The sequence below is a fragment of the Algoriphagus machipongonensis genome, from assembly GCF_000166275.1.
In the GTDB taxonomy this organism is placed as follows: Bacteria; Bacteroidota; Bacteroidia; order Cytophagales; family Cyclobacteriaceae; genus Algoriphagus; species Algoriphagus machipongonensis.
Map to the genome: position 1 here is coordinate 380,161 of NZ_CM001023.1, position 16,977 is coordinate 397,137.

Annotated in this window: 12 protein-coding genes; 3 read left to right on the forward strand and 9 right to left on the reverse strand. The window is 39.2% G+C overall.

Features of this window, described 5'->3' with window-relative positions; translation table 11 throughout:
- The 4 genes from gltB to mutY all read right to left on the reverse strand — a co-directional run bounded on the left by gltB (position 1) and on the right by mutY (position 7,869).
- Positions 1-4,491 carry a glutamate synthase large subunit gene (gltB, locus tag ALPR1_RS01725; RefSeq protein ID WP_008197983.1) on the reverse strand — a complete coding sequence of 1,497 codons (4,491 nt, stop codon included), beginning with the start codon at positions 4,489-4,491 and terminating at the stop codon, positions 1-3.
- Between the two features lie 397 nt (positions 4,492-4,888).
- Positions 4,889-6,238 carry a gliding motility-associated protein GldE gene (gene gldE, locus ALPR1_RS01730; RefSeq protein ID WP_008197984.1) on the reverse strand — a complete coding sequence of 450 codons (1,350 nt, stop codon included), beginning with the start codon at positions 6,236-6,238 and terminating at the stop codon, positions 4,889-4,891.
- A 68-nt stretch (positions 6,239-6,306) separates the two neighbouring features.
- Positions 6,307-6,756 (reverse strand): single-stranded DNA-binding protein, encoded by a 450-nt coding sequence (locus ALPR1_RS01735; protein WP_008197985.1) that lies wholly within the window; start codon positions 6,754-6,756, stop codon positions 6,307-6,309.
- A gap of 45 nt (positions 6,757-6,801) precedes the next feature.
- Positions 6,802-7,869 (reverse strand): A/G-specific adenine glycosylase, encoded by a 1,068-nt coding sequence (mutY, locus tag ALPR1_RS01740; RefSeq protein ID WP_008197986.1) that lies wholly within the window; start codon positions 7,867-7,869, stop codon positions 6,802-6,804.
- 145 nt (positions 7,870-8,014) lie between these two features.
- On the opposite strand from mutY, the gene ALPR1_RS01745 reads away from it, so the two are divergent.
- The 3 genes from ALPR1_RS01745 to ALPR1_RS01755 all read left to right on the forward strand — a co-directional run bounded on the left by ALPR1_RS01745 (position 8,015) and on the right by ALPR1_RS01755 (position 10,925).
- The gene (locus ALPR1_RS01745) at positions 8,015-8,323 is read left to right on the forward strand and encodes an HU family DNA-binding protein (protein ID WP_008197987.1); all 309 of its coding nucleotides are present in this window, start codon (positions 8,015-8,017) and stop codon (positions 8,321-8,323) included.
- Between the two features lie 21 nt (positions 8,324-8,344).
- A complete protein-coding gene (locus ALPR1_RS01750) occupies positions 8,345-9,172 on the forward strand; it encodes a tetratricopeptide repeat protein (protein ID WP_008197988.1) in 828 nt (275 codons plus the stop codon).
- A gap of 181 nt (positions 9,173-9,353) precedes the next feature.
- The gene (locus ALPR1_RS01755) at positions 9,354-10,925 is read left to right on the forward strand and encodes an Rne/Rng family ribonuclease (protein ID WP_008197989.1); all 1,572 of its coding nucleotides are present in this window, start codon (positions 9,354-9,356) and stop codon (positions 10,923-10,925) included.
- 45 nt (positions 10,926-10,970) lie between these two features.
- Here the strand turns inward: ALPR1_RS01755 and ALPR1_RS01760 are convergent, their stop codons facing one another.
- From ALPR1_RS01760 to ALPR1_RS01780, 5 genes are all read right to left on the reverse strand, one after another.
- On the reverse strand, positions 10,971-12,191 hold the full coding sequence (locus tag ALPR1_RS01760) for a hypothetical protein (protein WP_008197990.1): 1,221 nt from the start codon (positions 12,189-12,191) through the stop codon (positions 10,971-10,973).
- Positions 12,192-12,229: 38 nt separating this feature from the next.
- The gene (locus ALPR1_RS01765; RefSeq protein WP_008197991.1) at positions 12,230-12,982 is read right to left on the reverse strand and encodes a LytR/AlgR family response regulator transcription factor; all 753 of its coding nucleotides are present in this window, start codon (positions 12,980-12,982) and stop codon (positions 12,230-12,232) included.
- Positions 12,979-14,058 (reverse strand): sensor histidine kinase, encoded by a 1,080-nt coding sequence (locus ALPR1_RS01770; protein WP_008197992.1) that lies wholly within the window; start codon positions 14,056-14,058, stop codon positions 12,979-12,981. The genes ALPR1_RS01765 and ALPR1_RS01770 overlap by 4 nt, the downstream gene beginning before the upstream one ends.
- Before the next feature lie 74 nt (positions 14,059-14,132).
- Positions 14,133-14,777 carry a tetratricopeptide repeat protein gene (locus ALPR1_RS01775; RefSeq protein ID WP_008197993.1) on the reverse strand — a complete coding sequence of 215 codons (645 nt, stop codon included), beginning with the start codon at positions 14,775-14,777 and terminating at the stop codon, positions 14,133-14,135.
- Positions 14,778-14,788: 11 nt separating this feature from the next.
- Positions 14,789-16,948, reverse strand: a complete 2,160-nt coding sequence (locus tag ALPR1_RS01780; RefSeq protein WP_008197995.1) for a TonB-dependent receptor — start codon at positions 16,946-16,948, stop codon at positions 14,789-14,791.
- Positions 16,949-16,977: the final 29 nt, after the last annotated feature.

The window sequence follows — 16,977 nt, forward strand, 5'->3', positions numbered from 1 at the left end:
TTACACCAATGATTTTGATTGTTGTTCAGCTCTCTTTTTCAAAACAGCCTTGTAATCTCTAGGAATTACTTTAATAAATTTCTCTTTAGAATTATCCCAATCTTCCAGGAATTTCGTACCCAACTCACTTTCAGTAAGTTTGATATGTCGCTTCAAGTAAGATTTAATGGTGGCAAAATCCTCTTCTTCCAGAATATCGATATCTACCAATTCAGGATTGATCTCTGTAATGTATTCTTTTAGAATATAGGCGATACCTCCGCTCATTCCAGCTGCAAAGTTTCTTCCGATTTCACCAAGATTCACTACTAAACCACCTGTCATGTATTCACATCCATGGTCTCCAATACCTTCGATAACGGTTTTAACACCTGAGTTTCTAACGCAGAAACGTTCTCCACCTTTACCATTGATATAAGCTTCTCCTGATGTGGCTCCATAAAATGCGACATTACCGATGATGATATTCTCATCAGATTTGAATCGGGCATTTCTGCTTGGATAGACGATTAGCTTTCCACCAGAAAGACCTTTTCCGAAATAGTCATTTGCTTCACCTTCAAGTTCAAAGTTCACTCCCTTAGATAGGAATGCTCCAAAGCTTTGCCCTGCTGAGCCAGTGAATTTAAATTCTATAGTATCATCTGGTAGCCCTGGGCTTCCGTAAATTTTCGAAATTTCATTGGACAGCATTGCTCCAACTGCTCTGTCCGTATTCTTGATAGGGAAGTTTCCTGTAGAACCAACCGCTTGCTCCAAGGATGGGTGCGCTGCTTTAATCAGCTGTCGATCCAATACCTTTTTCAGTTCATACTCCTGATCAATTTGCTTATGGATACCCACATGATCTGGAACTTCCACTCTATGGAATATTGGAGTCAAATCTACTTTGTCCCACTTCCAATGGTTTAAATGTCCTGTAGACTGAAGGATGTGGCTTTGGCCAACCATTTCATCAATGGTTCTGAATCCAAGTGAAGCCATTATCTCTCTCAAATCCTGAACAAGGAAATTGAAATAGTTTACTACATGATCTGGATCACCAGTGAATAGCTTTCTAAGCTCTGGGTTTTGAGTTGCAATACCCACTGGACAAGTGTTCAAGTGGCATTTACGCATCATAATACATCCTTCCACTACCAAGGCAGCAGTAGATATTCCCCATTCCTCAGCTCCAAGTAGGGTGGCTATTGCCAAATCACGTCCAGTTCTAAGCTGTCCATCAGTTTGAACCACTACTCGGCTTCTTAAATTATTTTTTACCAGTGTTTGGTGGGCTTCAGATAGACCAAGTTCCCATGGGAGACCTGCGTGTCTGATGGAACTCAAAGGAGATGCTCCTGTACCACCATCGGCACCTGAAATCAAAATAACATCCGCCATTGCTTTTGCAACACCGGCAGCTACTGTTCCAACACCTGCCTGAGAAACCAATTTCACATTGACTCTGGCTTTTCTATTGGCATTTTTTAAATCGTAGATCAGCTGTGCCAAATCTTCAATAGAATAGATATCATGGTGAGGTGGAGGTGAAATAAGTCCTACTCCAGGAGTGGAATGTCTAACTCTACCAATCCAATCATCTACTTTGTGACCTGGAAGTTGTCCACCTTCACCTGGCTTAGCTCCCTGAGCCATTTTGATTTGAAGCTCTTCTGCATTGGTTAGATAATTACTTGTTACACCAAATCTACCAGAAGCAACCTGCTTGATCGCTGATCTTTCCCAGTCACCATTCTCTTTCTTTTCAAAACGTATTTCGTCTTCTCCACCCTCTCCGGAATTACTTTTTCCACCGATTCTGTTCATGGCGATTGCCAAGGTAGTGTGGGCTTCAAATGAAATTGATCCAAAAGACATTGCTCCAGTAGCAAATCTTCTCATGATGCTGGAGGCTGGCTCCACTTCTTCGATTGGGACAGTTATTCTCTTCTTAAATTCAAAAAGGCCTCTCAAAGTCAAGGCATCTTTGGTTTGCTCATTGATTTTATTAGCAAACTTCTTATAAAGGGCGTAATCGTTTAATTTTGTAGATTTTTGGAGTAAGTGAATGGTTTCTGGATTAAAGAGGTGTTTTTCTCCTCTTCTTTTCCATTGATAAACACCACCCATTTCCAAAACAGGGCTTTTTGTGCCGTATGCTGTCCTATGACGAATCAATACCTCTTCTGCAAGCTCATCAAATGAAATTCCTGAGATTCTGGAAATCGTACCTTTAAAGCAGCGGTCGATGACCTCAGGGCCTAATCCTAATGCTTCAAAGATTTGTGCACCTTGGTAGGACTGAAGTGTACTGATTCCCATTTTAGAAAGAACTTTCAAAAGACCTTTTCCAATAGCTGTTTGATAGTTAGAGAAAAGTTTCTTTTTGTTCTTCACATCAGGAAGCTGTCCTTTTTCATGCATCTCCAATAATGACTCAAGCGCCATATAGGGGTTGATGGCAGAAACTCCATAACCAATTGCTGTAGCGAAGTGATGCGTCTCACGGATATCTCCAGACTCAAGTACCAAACCAGCTTTCGTTCTGATTTTCTTTTTCACTAAATGGTGATGAACTGCACCAATTGCCAATAGAGATGGAATTGGAGCCCATTCTTCATCACTATTTCTATCAGAAATGATTAGGATATTCTTATTTTCACTAATGGCATCCTCAGCTTCTTGACAGATTTTGTCTAAGGCTTCCATTAATCTTCCTGGCTGATGATCTGCCTTGAAGTGGCTATAAATTCTTTTGCTTCTATAACCCAAGTGCTCCATGTTTTGGAGTTTCTCTAAATCCTCATTCAGCAATACTGGCTGAGAAATATGGATTTGTCGGGTATGTTTTGGGCTTTCTTCCAGAATATTATGACTTTCTCCAAGTCTGGTAAATAGTGACATTACCAAACGCTCCCGGATCGGGTCAATAGGTGGATTACTTACCTGAGCGAATAATTGCTTGAAGTAATTGGAAATATGCTGACTTTGCTTCGAAAGAACAGCCAAAGGCGTATCTGCTCCCATAGAACCGATCGCTTCATATCCAGTATTACCCATTGGGCCAACTACTACTCTCAGCTCTTCAGAAGTATAGCCAAATACAGTCTGGCATTTCTTAAGGTTTTCAGTGTTATATGGATGGCTTAAAACTTCAGGGTCTGGCATCAAACGAAGTTTAATTCGTTGATCAGCAACCCACTTTTCGTAAGGTTGTTTGGTGCAAACTTCCCCTTTGATTTCCTCGTCAAAAAGAACTCTCTTCTTTTCTAAATCTGCCCAAAGCATTCTTCCTGGGCTTATGCGGCCTTTCTGCTCAATCGTAGCTTCTCGAATCGGCAATGCGCCGGCTTCGGAAGATAAAATCAATCGCTTGTCTTTGGTGATAAAGTATCTTAATGGTCTTAGGCCATTTCTATCTAAAGTGGCACCTACGGATTTTCCATCTGTAAATAATAGTGCAGCTGGACCATCCCATGGCTCCATTAATGAAGCGTGGAATTTGTAAAATGCTTTTCTATCTCGGTCCATCACCTCATTATCCTGCCAGGCTTCGGGAACGAGCATCATCATGGCATGTGGCAGAGATCTTCCTGTAAGGGTAAGTAACTCTACCATTGCATCTAGATTTGCAGAATCCGAATGGTGATTATTCGTAACAGGAAGTAACTTTTTAAATTCCTCGTCAGAGTAGAACTTCGATTTCATCAAAGTTTCCTTAGACTTCATTTTGGTGAGGTTACCACGGATGGTATTGATCTCTCCATTATGAGATAAGAATCGGAAAGGTTGAGCCAATCTCCAGTTAGGGAAGGTATTTGTAGAGAATCTGGAATGCACAATCGCAAAAGCAGACCCGATTTTACTGTTCTGCAAATCCTTATAAAAAGCAAGAACTTGATCCGTTCTTAGCTGCCCCTTATATATAAGTGTATTACTACTTAAACTGGCGAAGTAAAAAGAGTTATTTACCCCTGGAATTTTTGAATTGATTTCTGTAGTAGCGTAGTTTCTTAAAACGTAAAGTTTTCGCTCAAGATCAATTCCAGTAAGACCCTTTTTATGCTTGACAAAAAGCTGCTCAATATTAGGCATTACTTCCATGGCACTAGAGCCTGGGACTGTTTCATCTACAGGTACCTGACGGTATCCAATCAGTTCAAAATCTAACTCCTCAATGATTTTGTTGAGTTGCTCTTTAGATTTATGAAACAGCTGTCTATTTCTTGGGAAGAAAGTCATTCCTATCCCATAGTATCCAGCTTCTGGAAGGTCAATTTCTGACCTGTGAGTAATGTCTTTTAAGAATTGGTGAGGAACTTGTATTAATATACCTGCTCCATCGCCCGATTTTGGATCGGATCCTCTGCCTCCACGGTGCTCCATGTTACTAAGCATGTATAAGGCATCGCTGATTGTCTCGTGAGTTTGCTCACCAGTCAAATCGACAACCGCACCAATACCGCAGGAGTCATGCTCAAACTCCGATCGATATAACCCTTTTTGCATTTTTCAATAGAATTAATAGGTTCAAAATTTCCAAAAAATACAGAAAATTTTTCTTTCATTAAAATTAAGACAATGAATAGCCACTCTAAATGCCTTATTATTTATGAAATTAAACTTTATTGATTTTTTCGTAATGAGGTATTGGGTTAAATAAAATAATGGTTTGGTGAAAATCGCAGTAATTTTAGATCAATTGGGGTTCAAAACCACTAATTATCCAACCCTAAACTGTAAAATCGTGAATTTTAGGTTTCGAGGAAAAATTTTTGAAAAAAATATCAAATATTTTTCGCTAAAATAGATTCAGGCAGCTTAGAAAGTCCTAGATGGATTAAATATACAAAATAAAAATCTGACTAAATGAGTTTGTTAAGAATTAAGTATATGGATTGTGGGGCTAGTCAGTAAATGCGCCTGTGCTATCCTTGTCCAACCCAATAAGTCTTACCTTCACCTTTTTAATCTTCCTTGCATCCACTGCCAAAATGGTAAATTCAAACTCCTCAAAATGAATTTTTGTCCCATTCTTTGGAAGCTTGGAATTCAACTCGAGAAGCAATCCACCAAGTGATTCATTCTCCCCTTTGACTTCATCAAACATCTGTGCGTCTAACTCCAGTTTTTTACAAAAGTCATTCAGGGATACTTTCCCTTCAAAAATAAAAGTGTTAGTGTCTATTTCCTGGAAGAACACATCATCCGTATCATCAAATTCATCATTGATCTCTCCAATGATTTCCTCAATCAAATCCTCTAAAGTGACCAGTCCGGAGGTTCCACCATACTCATCAACGACAATAGCCATGTGTACTCGCTTAAGCTGAAAGTCCTTCAGAAGCGTATCTACTTTTTTGTTTTCAGGCACGAAATAACTCTTTCTGATTAAGTCATTCCAGTTGAAATCCTCGTCCCGCTCAATAAAAGGTAGAAGATCTTTGATGTATAAAATTCCAGAGATGTTATCAATGGTTTCCTGAAATACGGGGATCCTCGAAAAGCCACTCTTGTTGATTTTGTCCATCAACTCATGAAAATCCATATCCTCATCAACTGCTGTAATGTCCATACGGCTTCGCATGACCTGCTTTACAGTGAGAGTACCGAAGTTTACAATTCCTTTAAGGATGTCTCTTTCTTCTTCAGGGGTGTCTTCAGTGGTAATCTCCAAGGCATGGTTTAGCTCGTTGACAGAAAGGGAATAACCTCTTTTTTGGATATTCTTTTCAATCAAATTGCTCATCGCCATCAGAAAAAGGGAAATGGGTTTTAGGACAGCTCCAAAAAAGCTGATACTGGGAGCCATTATCATACTGAATTGCAAACTTGCTTTGGAAGCATAAACTTTGGGTACGATCTCACCAAAGAAGACAATGGCGAAAGTAATACCGATGGTTTGGATCAAAATGATGACAATTCCTGTAGCATTCATACCGAAGATCGACCAAGACACGAAAGTGGTCAAGGTCACAATCCCGATGTTGATCAGGTTATTTAAAATGAGAATGGTACTCAGTAGATTTTTTGGAGCCTCAATCAATTGGATTACCTGCTTGGCTTTATCGGATTGATCTTCCTGAAGGTTTCCCAAGTCCTCATTTGACAGGGAAAAAAATGCAACTTCTGAACCAGAAACTAGGGCAGAACCGACTAGTAGGAGAATAAAAAGTAGACTATTGAAAATCAGATAACTTATGCTTACGTCACTGATCTGAGCTAGTAAATGATAACTCGGATAGGGGTCGTCCATGGATTGTCCAGAATGTTTGCTACAAAAGTAAAAAAAATCCCCTGAAAAATGCTCTCAGGGGATTGTATTTAAAATGGTAGATCGTCCTCACCTTCATCCAATGGCTTATTACCAGTATTGGATGGCGCTGGCGCTGGTTTGGATTGCGGGTTGTTCATAGGTGCAGGTGAAGGATTGTTTCCTTCAGGTTTGCCACCGAGCATGGTGAAGCTATTGACACGAATCCGCATTCTTTTTCTGTTTTGGCCATTTTCATCTTGCCAAGTATCGGATTTGATCTTGCCTTCTACATAAATCTGAGATCCTTTTCTCAAATATTGTTCAGCTATTTTTGCTTGACCATCCCACATTTCAAGATCATGCCATTCGGTTTGATCTACCCTGTTTCCACTTCTGTCTTTATATGATTCGGTAGTAGCCAATCGCAAATTTGCCACAACTTTCTCTCCTTCTAGGTATTTTACTTCTGGATCTGCTCCGAGATTTCCAAGAAGAATCACTTTGTTTACTCCTGCCATAATTTTTTAATAATTGTCGATTTAAAAAATCAAAGTTGAAGTTACTTAAATCCCTTGATCAGTCAAAAAATTGACGATCAACTTCGGCTTTGCCAAATAATCAATTTGATCCTCTTTTACTAGAGTAAAACCTTCATTTTGACACCATTCAGCAAGTTTTTGGTAGTTTTTTACCGGAACTTCAATTTCAGAAAAAGTAGCGTTTAATTTCTGATGAGACAGAATATGTCGGTATTTTTTTGGGTATTGTTTTATTTCTTGGGCTTCCATCGATTCCCAAGTTTTTAGGACTTCTTTTTCTTCTGACTCCGAAACAGGGAAATCAAAAAGGCCTTCCCAGATATCTCCAGATTTTCTTTTCTTCCAAACCCAATCTTCTCCACATTTCACTATATAATAATGGAGGTTCCTTTCCCGAATCTTTATTTTTTTGATTTTCACCGGAAGTTCTTTCACCATTTGGTGTTTGTAGGCAAAGCAGGAACTTTGCAGAAGGCAAGATGGGCAGTCCGGGTTTTGGGGGGTACATTGTCTCGAACCAAAATCCATCATCGCTTGATTGTACTCACCAGGATCTTTTTGAGGGATTATTTTATTTCCCAATTGCTCAAACTCTCCTTTGGCTTTGGAGCTGGCAATATCCGTGTCAATTCCAAAATAACGAGCCATAACACGGAAGACATTTCCATCGACCACTGCTTTTGGCTCATCGAATGCAAAGCTGGCGATGGCAGAGGCGGTGTAGCTTCCTACACCTTTTAATAATAGGAGGTCCTTGTAGTTGTTTGGAAACTTTCCTCCCAGGTCAAAATGAATATGCTGAGCACAAGCGTGTAGGTTGCGCGCTCGGCTATAATACCCCAGTCCTTGCCATAATCTCAAGACTTCTTCCTGAGGTGCCGTTGCCAAGTCTTTTACTGTTGGGTAGTGAGATAGAAATTTTTCATAGTATGGTAACCCTTGGGCAACACGAGTCTGCTGAAGGATGATTTCAGAGAGCCAAATTTTATAAGGATTTTGGGTTCCACGCCATGGTAATTCTCTTGGATTTTTATGGTACCATTGCAGGATTTGATGTGAAAATGCCTGAAGGTCAGAGTCTTTATATATCATTCGTTGAATAAATCTATCATGCAAACCAAGCTAATTTTTCCCAATTTGTTTTTTAATTGCGTAGGTTCTCGTACATTTGCAGTCCCAAAAACACTTGGTTAATAGGTTGTTAAGCTTATTTCATAATTTCTAAATTAAAATTACTGTGACAAAAGCAGAAGTAATCACTAAGATTTCAGACAAAACAGGTATCCAGAAGGATGATGTTACACAAACCGTAGAAGCGTTCTTCAAAGTAGTGAAGGACTCAATGTCTGAGGGAGAAAACATCTACGTGAGAGGTTTTGGTAGCTTTATCAATAAGAAAAGAGCTAAGAAAATCGCCCGAAACATTTCCAAAAACACAGCGATCGTGATTGACGAGCACTACATTCCGGCTTTCAAGCCTTCTAAAGTGTTTGTTGAGAAGATCAAGAATAGCAAAAAAATTAAAGAATTGGCTCCTCAGGACTAATCTCTGAGAAGATAATTTGAAATGAAAAAAACTCAGCTCATTCTCATCGGTGTGGGAATCCTCGCTATCGCTGGCTTATATGCATTGCCAAGTGTAGTTGTGGATAATGAAGGGGAAGTAGATGCGATTTCTCAGGAAAACGCTTCTGTTGGAACCGCCGACAGCGATGCTGTCGCCATGCATGAGGCTGAATTAACTCCCGATCAACAAGGAGCTGTATCCAAGTTGAGAGGTCAGTTGAATCAGGAAGGTGCTGAAAATTCAAAAACAGCTGTGTTGGATTCCTTAGGTGGAATCTATCAAGAATTGGGTAAATTTGACAGTGCAGGATATTATTTTGCGCTGGCGGCGGACGAAAGCAAGGATTTAGCACTCGCTGAAAAAGCTGGTGAATCTTATTACGAGGCTTTTACGTTTGCACTGGATGCGAACAAAGTAGCCTACACTGCCGAACAAACCCAGAAGTATTTAAACAGAGTGTTGGAAAACGATCCCACTCGATTGGATTTGAAAACGAAGGTCGCTATGACTTATGTATCATCCTCTAACCCAATGCAGGGCATTACGATGTTGCGAGAAATTCTAGAACAGGATCCTCAAAACGAAGATGCTATATTCAATATGGGTATATTGGCGATACAATCAGGTCAGTATAAGCGAGCGGCGGAGCGATTTGAGGATTTGATTAAATATCACCCTCAGAATCTTCAAGGTCAGTTTTATCTTGGGGTAAGTTATTTTGAAGCCAATCAAAAAAGTAAAGCAAAAGCTCAGTTTGAGTCAGTTTTGGAGATGACAGAGGATGAAATGATCCTCAACAGTGTTCAGGGCTACTTAGACAAGCTATAAATAATTTATATCACTTAAATTCTAAAAACTATGCCTTGCGGTAAGAAAAGAAAAAGACATAAGATCGCTACGCACAAGCGTAAGAAGAGACTTAGAAAAAACAGACATAAGAAGAAGTAATAAACTTCTTCTTATACCCGTTTTATAACAACGTTCATTTACATATTTATTAGACGCGATTTTGAGTACGGAATTATTAATTGATTCTGCTCAAAGTGGTAGTCGTATTGCACTCCTTCAAGATAAAAGCTTGGTTGAATTGCATTCCGAAGGAATGGATAACCAATTCAAGGTTGGCGATATTTATTTGGGAACGGTCCGCAAGATCGTCAATGGGCTGAATGCAGCCTTCATTGACGTCGGATATGAGAAAGATGCCTTTCTTCATTATCAGGACCTGGGCCCGAATTTCAACAGCCTGATGAAGTTTACCAAAATGGTACGCAACAACAACTATAGCAGTTATAATTTGAAGGGTTTTGAAAACGTACCTGAAATAGACAAGATTGGGAAGATTTCCTCTATCCTGTCTAAAAATAATCAAGTGTTGGTTCAGGTCGTCAAAGAACCCATCTCCACGAAAGGACCCCGACTATCCTGTGAGCTCTCTCTACCCGGTCGATACCTTGTCCTTGTTCCCTTTTCAGATTCAGTAAATGTCTCTAAAAAGATCAGAAGCAGCGACGAGAGAAAAAGACTTTTAAGGCTAATCAATTCTATCAAACCTGCCAATTTTGGTGTGATTATTCGCACCGTGGCCGAAGGACAGTCAGTTACTGAACTTGACAAAGACCTTCGTAATCTTCTCAACAATTGGGAAGAAGGAATGCAGAAATTGCTTAAAGCCAAAAGCCGCGATAAGGTAATAGGAGAGATGAGTATGGCTTCCTCACTAGTGAGAGACCTCCTCAATGAATCCTTCGATGCAATCACCGTAGAAGAAGAATCAACTTACGATCAGATCAGATCCTACATCAGGTCCATAGCGCCTGAGAAAGAAAAAATTGTCAGGCTTTACAATGGTAAAGCCAAGCTATTTGAAAATTTTGGAATAGAAAAGCAGATCAAAAGCCTGTTTGGTCAGACGGTCAGCCTTCCACAAGGAGGGTATGTGATCATCGAACACACCGAAGCACTTCATGTCATTGATGTGAATAGTGGAAACAAATCCAATCAGGAAAGTGACCAGGAATCAACAGCATTAAAAACCAATCTGGTCGCTGCGAAAGAAATTGCCAGACAGCTCCGCCTCCGAGATATGGGAGGCATCATTGTCGTTGACTTTATAGACATGAGAAAGGCCGAGAATAAAAAGGTCATCTATGAAGCAATGAAAGAGGAGTTGAAGATGGACAGATCCAAGCATACTGTTTTGCCGCTGAGTAAATTTGGACTCATGCAGATCACCCGCCAAAGAGTAAGGCCGGAAGTTAATATTGTTACGAAAGAAACCTGTCCTGCTTGTAATGGAACCGGCAAAATCCAAGCTTCGATCTTGGTGGCCGACAAGCTAGAGAAAGATCTGGAGCATATTGCTACTATCCAAAATGTGAGTCAAATTCACATCGGGCTGCATCCCTATCTGCACGCATACTTTACTACCGGCATTATCAGCCGCAGAGTAAAGTGGTTTTTCAAGTATTACAAATGGATTAAACTGATCAAAGATTCTTCCCTACCAGTGACGGAATACAGATTCCAAGACGAATCTGGAGAGGAAATAGAACTAAAAGTAAAAAGCGAGACTGAATAGTCTCGCTTTTTTTTTGACCTGATCATGATTCCTAATCAGAAAGTTTCATTGTTTTATAAATTCAAATCTGGACCAGTTTTCCAATACTTTAAACGTAGGTTCATTACTAAAAAAATCATAACTCAACATCAGTTTTTCTACCCGAATTGTATGAGGACCAGGAGCTAGTTCTTTTAAATCAAGCACCGCTTGATAGATTTTTTGCTTGGTATTGGGGAACCTCACCTTGGACCATTTGCTCACAGGTATCAGTGAATCGTTCACATAGATACGGTGTAAATGTGCAGTTTCAGAAAGTGTTTTCCATTTTAAGGAGTCTAATTTTTCAGAAAAATTTCTCTTAATACCTTCCATCACTTTTCGATCTCCTTCGTATCTGGCAATGCTTATTTCTATGATATTGTCATTTGTGATCTCTTGATCTATAAAAGCCCTGGGGTATCTTTTTTCGGGATTATGATAATCCTCAAAATGTAGGTATTTGGCTGGCCATTCCCGCTCACTAGGGCCTCCAATATTTCTTTCATTGTCAAACATACCGAAATCTTCTATATCTGTCATGATTATAGGAAGGGCCAAAACAAATATGAAGAAGGCATAAAAAACGGTAAACCATTTCCCTAGGTTACTTTGGTAAATAGACGAAATTGAACTGATGATGGTGCTCGAATACCATTTTTTGAATCGGGTTCTCCTTGAGGAAATCATAAAAAAAGCAAAGCCCATAAAGGTCATCAAAAAGATTACATAAATAAATAGAAAAGGTAGATCAAACCAGATATAAATAGAAATCAATATCCCCAAATAGATGGTTACAATTAGGAATGTAATCACGAGTGACACTGGAAATGCAAAGGTCATACTGCAAATGCGTTCCAGCTTCAAAACCATTTCATCTGGTTTTTGATATTGATAACCTTGCCCAATCTTAAATAGGTTTTTTTCAATTACACCTTCGGGAAATGCATAGCTTAACCCCAACAAACCTGCCCAAACAAACCTTAGGATTAAATGCACCACAAAGAAAATTTTGAATACAGAAATAATGGTAGAAGAGTAAATCAAGATTAAAATGGCTGGTAAAAAGCCTGTTCCCAGATCTTGAATCAGGTAGGCTGCAAATTCAAAAAGCTGGGAAGGGAAAGCAAATAGAAAGGCAAGCGTAATACCTGAAATGATGACCTCAGGCTCCCAACTGTTTCGCTGAAGGTTTTCCAGCCAGGATAATTCTTCCTGTTTTCTGATATAATCTTTTTTTTCTTCCATGATAAAAAAGTACTACTAATTTAAATGATTTCTAAAATCTATTGATCTAACCATTTTTTAAAGTCTGCTACCTTATCTCTACTTACTAAAATATCAGAATCATCGCATTTCTTCAATTTCACTTTTAATCTGCTATTGGAATAAGAATGTATGGAATCAATTGCCTCATTTGAAATAAGGTATTTTCGGTTGAGTCGGAAGAACTTAAATGGATCGACAAGAGATTCTGTTTGCTCCAAAGTATACTCTAATACATACTTTTTCCCTTCCTTTGTGACGAGAAAAGTTACTCTTTCCTCACTTAGAAAATAGGAAGATTGCTCTACTGGGATGCTTTGGATTTTATCTCCAAACTTGACCAGAAATCTCGTCTTATAGCTAGTTTTTTTGGGAGTAAGCAAGTCCTTCAGCATACTCAATTCTAGCGTAGATTGAATTTGGTTGGCTTTGAATTTTTCTACAGCCCTGGCTAGGTCCTCTGGATCTATCGGCTTCAATAAGTAATCAATTGCATTGACTTGAAATGCCTGAATAGCATATTGATCAAAAGCGGTTGTAAAAATAATAGGTGTGGAGATAGTAACATTTTTAAAAATCTCAAAGCTGTCTCCATCCGATAACTGTATGTCACAAAAGATTAGATCTGGCTTTGGATGACTTTCTAGCCAATTAATGCTAGCAGTTATGCTATCTAAATTCCCAAAAATCTCGGCATCAGGAAAATGCGGTAAGATTCGCTTGATTAGCAAATTTGCTGCTGGTTTCTCGTCTTCAATAATTAAAATTCTCATGTGGATATAGAAAGAATGGGAAGACTCACCAAAAACTCATTCTTCGTTTGAATTATTTCGGGTGATTTATCTGATATCAGTTGGTAGCGAAGTTCTATGTTTTTTAAACCTACTCCTGAGGAAGTTTCAGATTGCCCTGATTTGGGTTGAAAAGAATTACTTACCCAAAGAATATTTTCCTTTTCATAGATGTGGATAAATAAGGGAAATTCCTGACTTACAATATTGTGCTTAATCGCATTTTCAAGCAGTAGCTGAAGGGAAAGAGGGGGAAGAAACCCTGTTTGACTAGAGAGGTCAATTTTAAACTGTAGACTTTCCTCAAACCTGATTTTTTGTAGCTCTAAATAGTTCTTTGCAAATGAAATTTCCTGTTCCAAAGTGACAAGTTCTTCCTTTTGTACCTCTAAAACATAGCGGTAAATCCTAGATAGTTTTTGGATGAAAGCTGCAGATCGATCAGCATCTTCATAAACTAGACCTGAAAGTGTATTGAGGGAATTGAAAAGAAAATGTGGATTGAGTTGATCTTTGAGCCCTTGATATTGGGAAGCTAGTTTTTCAGATTTAAGTTGTTCTGTCTCGATGGCAGATTTCCTCCATTCTCCCAGCCATGACCAAGTGGTAAATAAGCTCATGAATATTAAAGCAGCAGTCATGGGCATTTGAGTATAGGATATTAATTCTAGCCAGGGGATATTGTCGAGTTGAATTTGGCCTCCTATCAGTGTCATTAGTAATATTAGGATATAGGAAGCCACAAATGAATAACTCATGTAAGTGATCACAGTAAGGAATAGCCTTTTTCTTGGCTTATCTATCCAGGAAATTCTTTTATCAAAGTAGGAGTCAACGAAATTGCCTCCAAAGCTTAGAACAGAGGAAAAAGTAAAGGAAATCAGAAAATCAGGGATTAGATTTATTATACCCTCCCAGGTCATCCAGCAGCTTGGACAAACAAAAATGAGTATGATGGTCGCAATGACCATTTGAACTCCTATAAATCGAAGAATACTAAAACTTGACCAAGCTCTATCGGTATTAAATGTTAAGCCGGACTTTAAAATATTTGACATGGATTTGAATATAGGAAAAATGGTAGAATAGGGAATAGAAAACCTATTCTACCATTGAGTTCTTTGGAGATTTTTTATTGGCAGAGTTTTACAATTTCATCTGCATTTCTTTTACCCCAAGTAGGTAAAATGTATGAATCCGTGATTTTAGCTGCTTCTTTAGTATAAAGATCTAATGCCATTCTAGCCATTCCACAGGCTTTTTCGGGTCCTGAACCAAAAAACTGTGACATGCCTAATTCCATTTGTGCCATCAAAGTGACTGCTCTTGGATTTTCTTTGTCCTGATTGATTGCTTTACCAAATAATTGCATCGCTCTTGGGCTAAGTTCTTGGCCTCGGGAAGCAGGGTCCAGACTTATTTTACCCATCAAAGCATAGCCTTCCAGTGCAGTAAGTTCCGAGTTTTCGGGAGAAATATTCTTCGCTTTTTCGATGTATTTCAATGCCTGGTCAAAAGCTTGGTCTTTTTCCACATCAAATCGGAAAGCGGATTCAATCTGAAGCAATCCCGCATAATAAAGAGGTAGCCATTCTTCAGGATGAGCTTCAGAGATTCTTAAAAATGTGTTGTAAATTCTTTGAGACTCATCTATAGTTTGGATGGTTTCCATAGCCTGAATTTGCTTGTTCATTGCTTTTTCGTAGGCCGGATCATTTGCAGATACTAAGTTTATCCACATAAAGATTACTGCGAGAGTTAGGATAGTTTTTTTCATGATTTTAGTTTTTAAAGGTTGTTTAAATTATTTGCTGTTTTGTCTTTAGAAAGGGTCAAGAAAACGCCCAAAAGGATGAATCTTGGGGCAGCTTGTCCAGAAGGAAGAGATTCAAAAACTCCTGATGGATTTGGGGTTTGTGAATATTGATACCCGAATACATTTTCCCGTCCCAAGACATTGCTCACTGCGAAGTGAATAATCAGATTTGGTTTTGGGAGGTAGCTCCAGCTAAGACTTAGGTTCTCGAAAGCCTTGGTTTTAGAATTCATTTCTCCTGGTTGATTTGGGTCTGTATAGGCATAGCCATCATTCATGGAGTAGCTCATTCCCAATTGAGATTTTAAATTTTGGAACATATGCTTGGCCACTACGGAGAAATTGTGCTTGGGAGCAAATGCCGGCTGAACCTGAGTGCTGTATTGGTCAAATTGACGCTCGCTATCTACAAAGCTGTAGGTAACCCAAAAGTCCGTGTTTTTGATAGATCTACTGTCTCTGTAAAACACATCAAATCCTTTGGCAAACCCATTTCCCTCATTGATAGGATTAATAGGGTTCATCGGTTGGCCTTCAAAGGTTACTAAGCCTTCATAGGACTTATAGAAGGCCTCAGCTCTAATAGTTCGACCATTATTTCCGTAGAGGTAGTTTAAAATCAAGTGCTTGGACTCTACATTTTCTAGTTTTTGATTGAGTACTCTCAAGTTTTCTGTGGGAGCTTGGGAAAATGTACCTCCAGCTAAAGAAATTTGAGCATTTTCTGAAACCTGATAGGCGAATGAAGCTCTTGGGTCTACCCAATACTCCTGATTTAGAGAGCTACTTCCCGCTCTAAAACCACCTCTGAAAACCAGTTTTTTACTTAAGTAAAAGTCCCATTCGGAAAATGCATAGATCTGGTTGTCAACATAGTCTCTTTCCATGTTGGCCTCGCTGATGCCTTCGCTGTAATCATTTTGGAAATATTCGATTCCAGAATTGGCAGAGATACGATCATTGAAATCTTTGATTCCTGTGAACTTTGCGTGGATAAGTTTACTGGATGTTTGAAAGTTGACTGAATCATAAAAAGTATCATCTTGATTGCTGGAATAGGCGATTCCTGAAAATAGCGTCCAACCGTTATCGTAGGCTTTTTTCCAATTGGTCTGAGCAAATGTGTATTTGTTTTTTAAATCTATAAAGACTCCTCGCCCTTCTTTTCCAGGCTGTTTTTGCCAAAGCTCCATTCCCCCAGATTCAGTTCTTGCCATGACTTTTAGCAAACCACCTTTTGCCAATTTTTTCTGTGTTGACACTTCCAAGTCCCAGCTATGTGGACCTCTTTCCCAATCGATGTTTTGCTTAACAAGATCCTGATAAGGGTCAAGGTCAAAGAAATTAGCACTCATCGTAATACTTTGTTTATCGGAAGAGAGAGTATGCGAATAACCACCTCCTAGAGATAAAACACTTAAGTCTCCTTGACTTCTGGGAGAGATGTCTTTGGTGTTGAGTGCCAATGCAGAAGAAAGAGCTTGACCATATTCTGCAGAATATCCTCCTGTGGAGAAGAATGTTCCTTTAAAAAGGTTAGGGTTGAAACGCGTTCTCGTGGGTACATTTCCGGCAGTGGAACCATAGGCATTTCCTACTCTCAATCCATCGATATAAATGCCTACTTCGCTAGCATCTCCCCCTCTGACAAATAGTCTACCATCGTTTCCTACAGTACTTGTTCCAGGTAAGGTTTGAAAGGCTCCAATGATATCGCCCATGGCACTAGGTGTGGTGACAATGTCAAGAGGTTTAAGAACCACTGCTTTGGAAGCATCTGAGGCCTGCATTGCTCCGGCAGAGATGGTGACTGCATTCATCTCTGTAATCAGTTCTGTCAGGGAGACATTTTCAGTTTGGATAGGATCAGATTCACATTTAATAGGTAGCTCTTGAGATTTGAATCCCAAAAATTGATAGACAAGAGTTTTATCTCCAGCTTCTTCAGTTTCGAATTCAAAATATCCCTCTTGATCTGAAGTGGCTCCATCATAGCTTCCTTTAATAAAGACGTTGACACCGGGTAAAGGAAGGTTTTTCTCATCGAGAACTTTTCCGGAAATAAGTGTTTGAGAAAAAACCCCTAAGTGGATAAAGAAAAATAAGGCAGTTAAATAAAGTTGGCTTTTCATATCGCATCATTGTTTGAAACGAATATGGA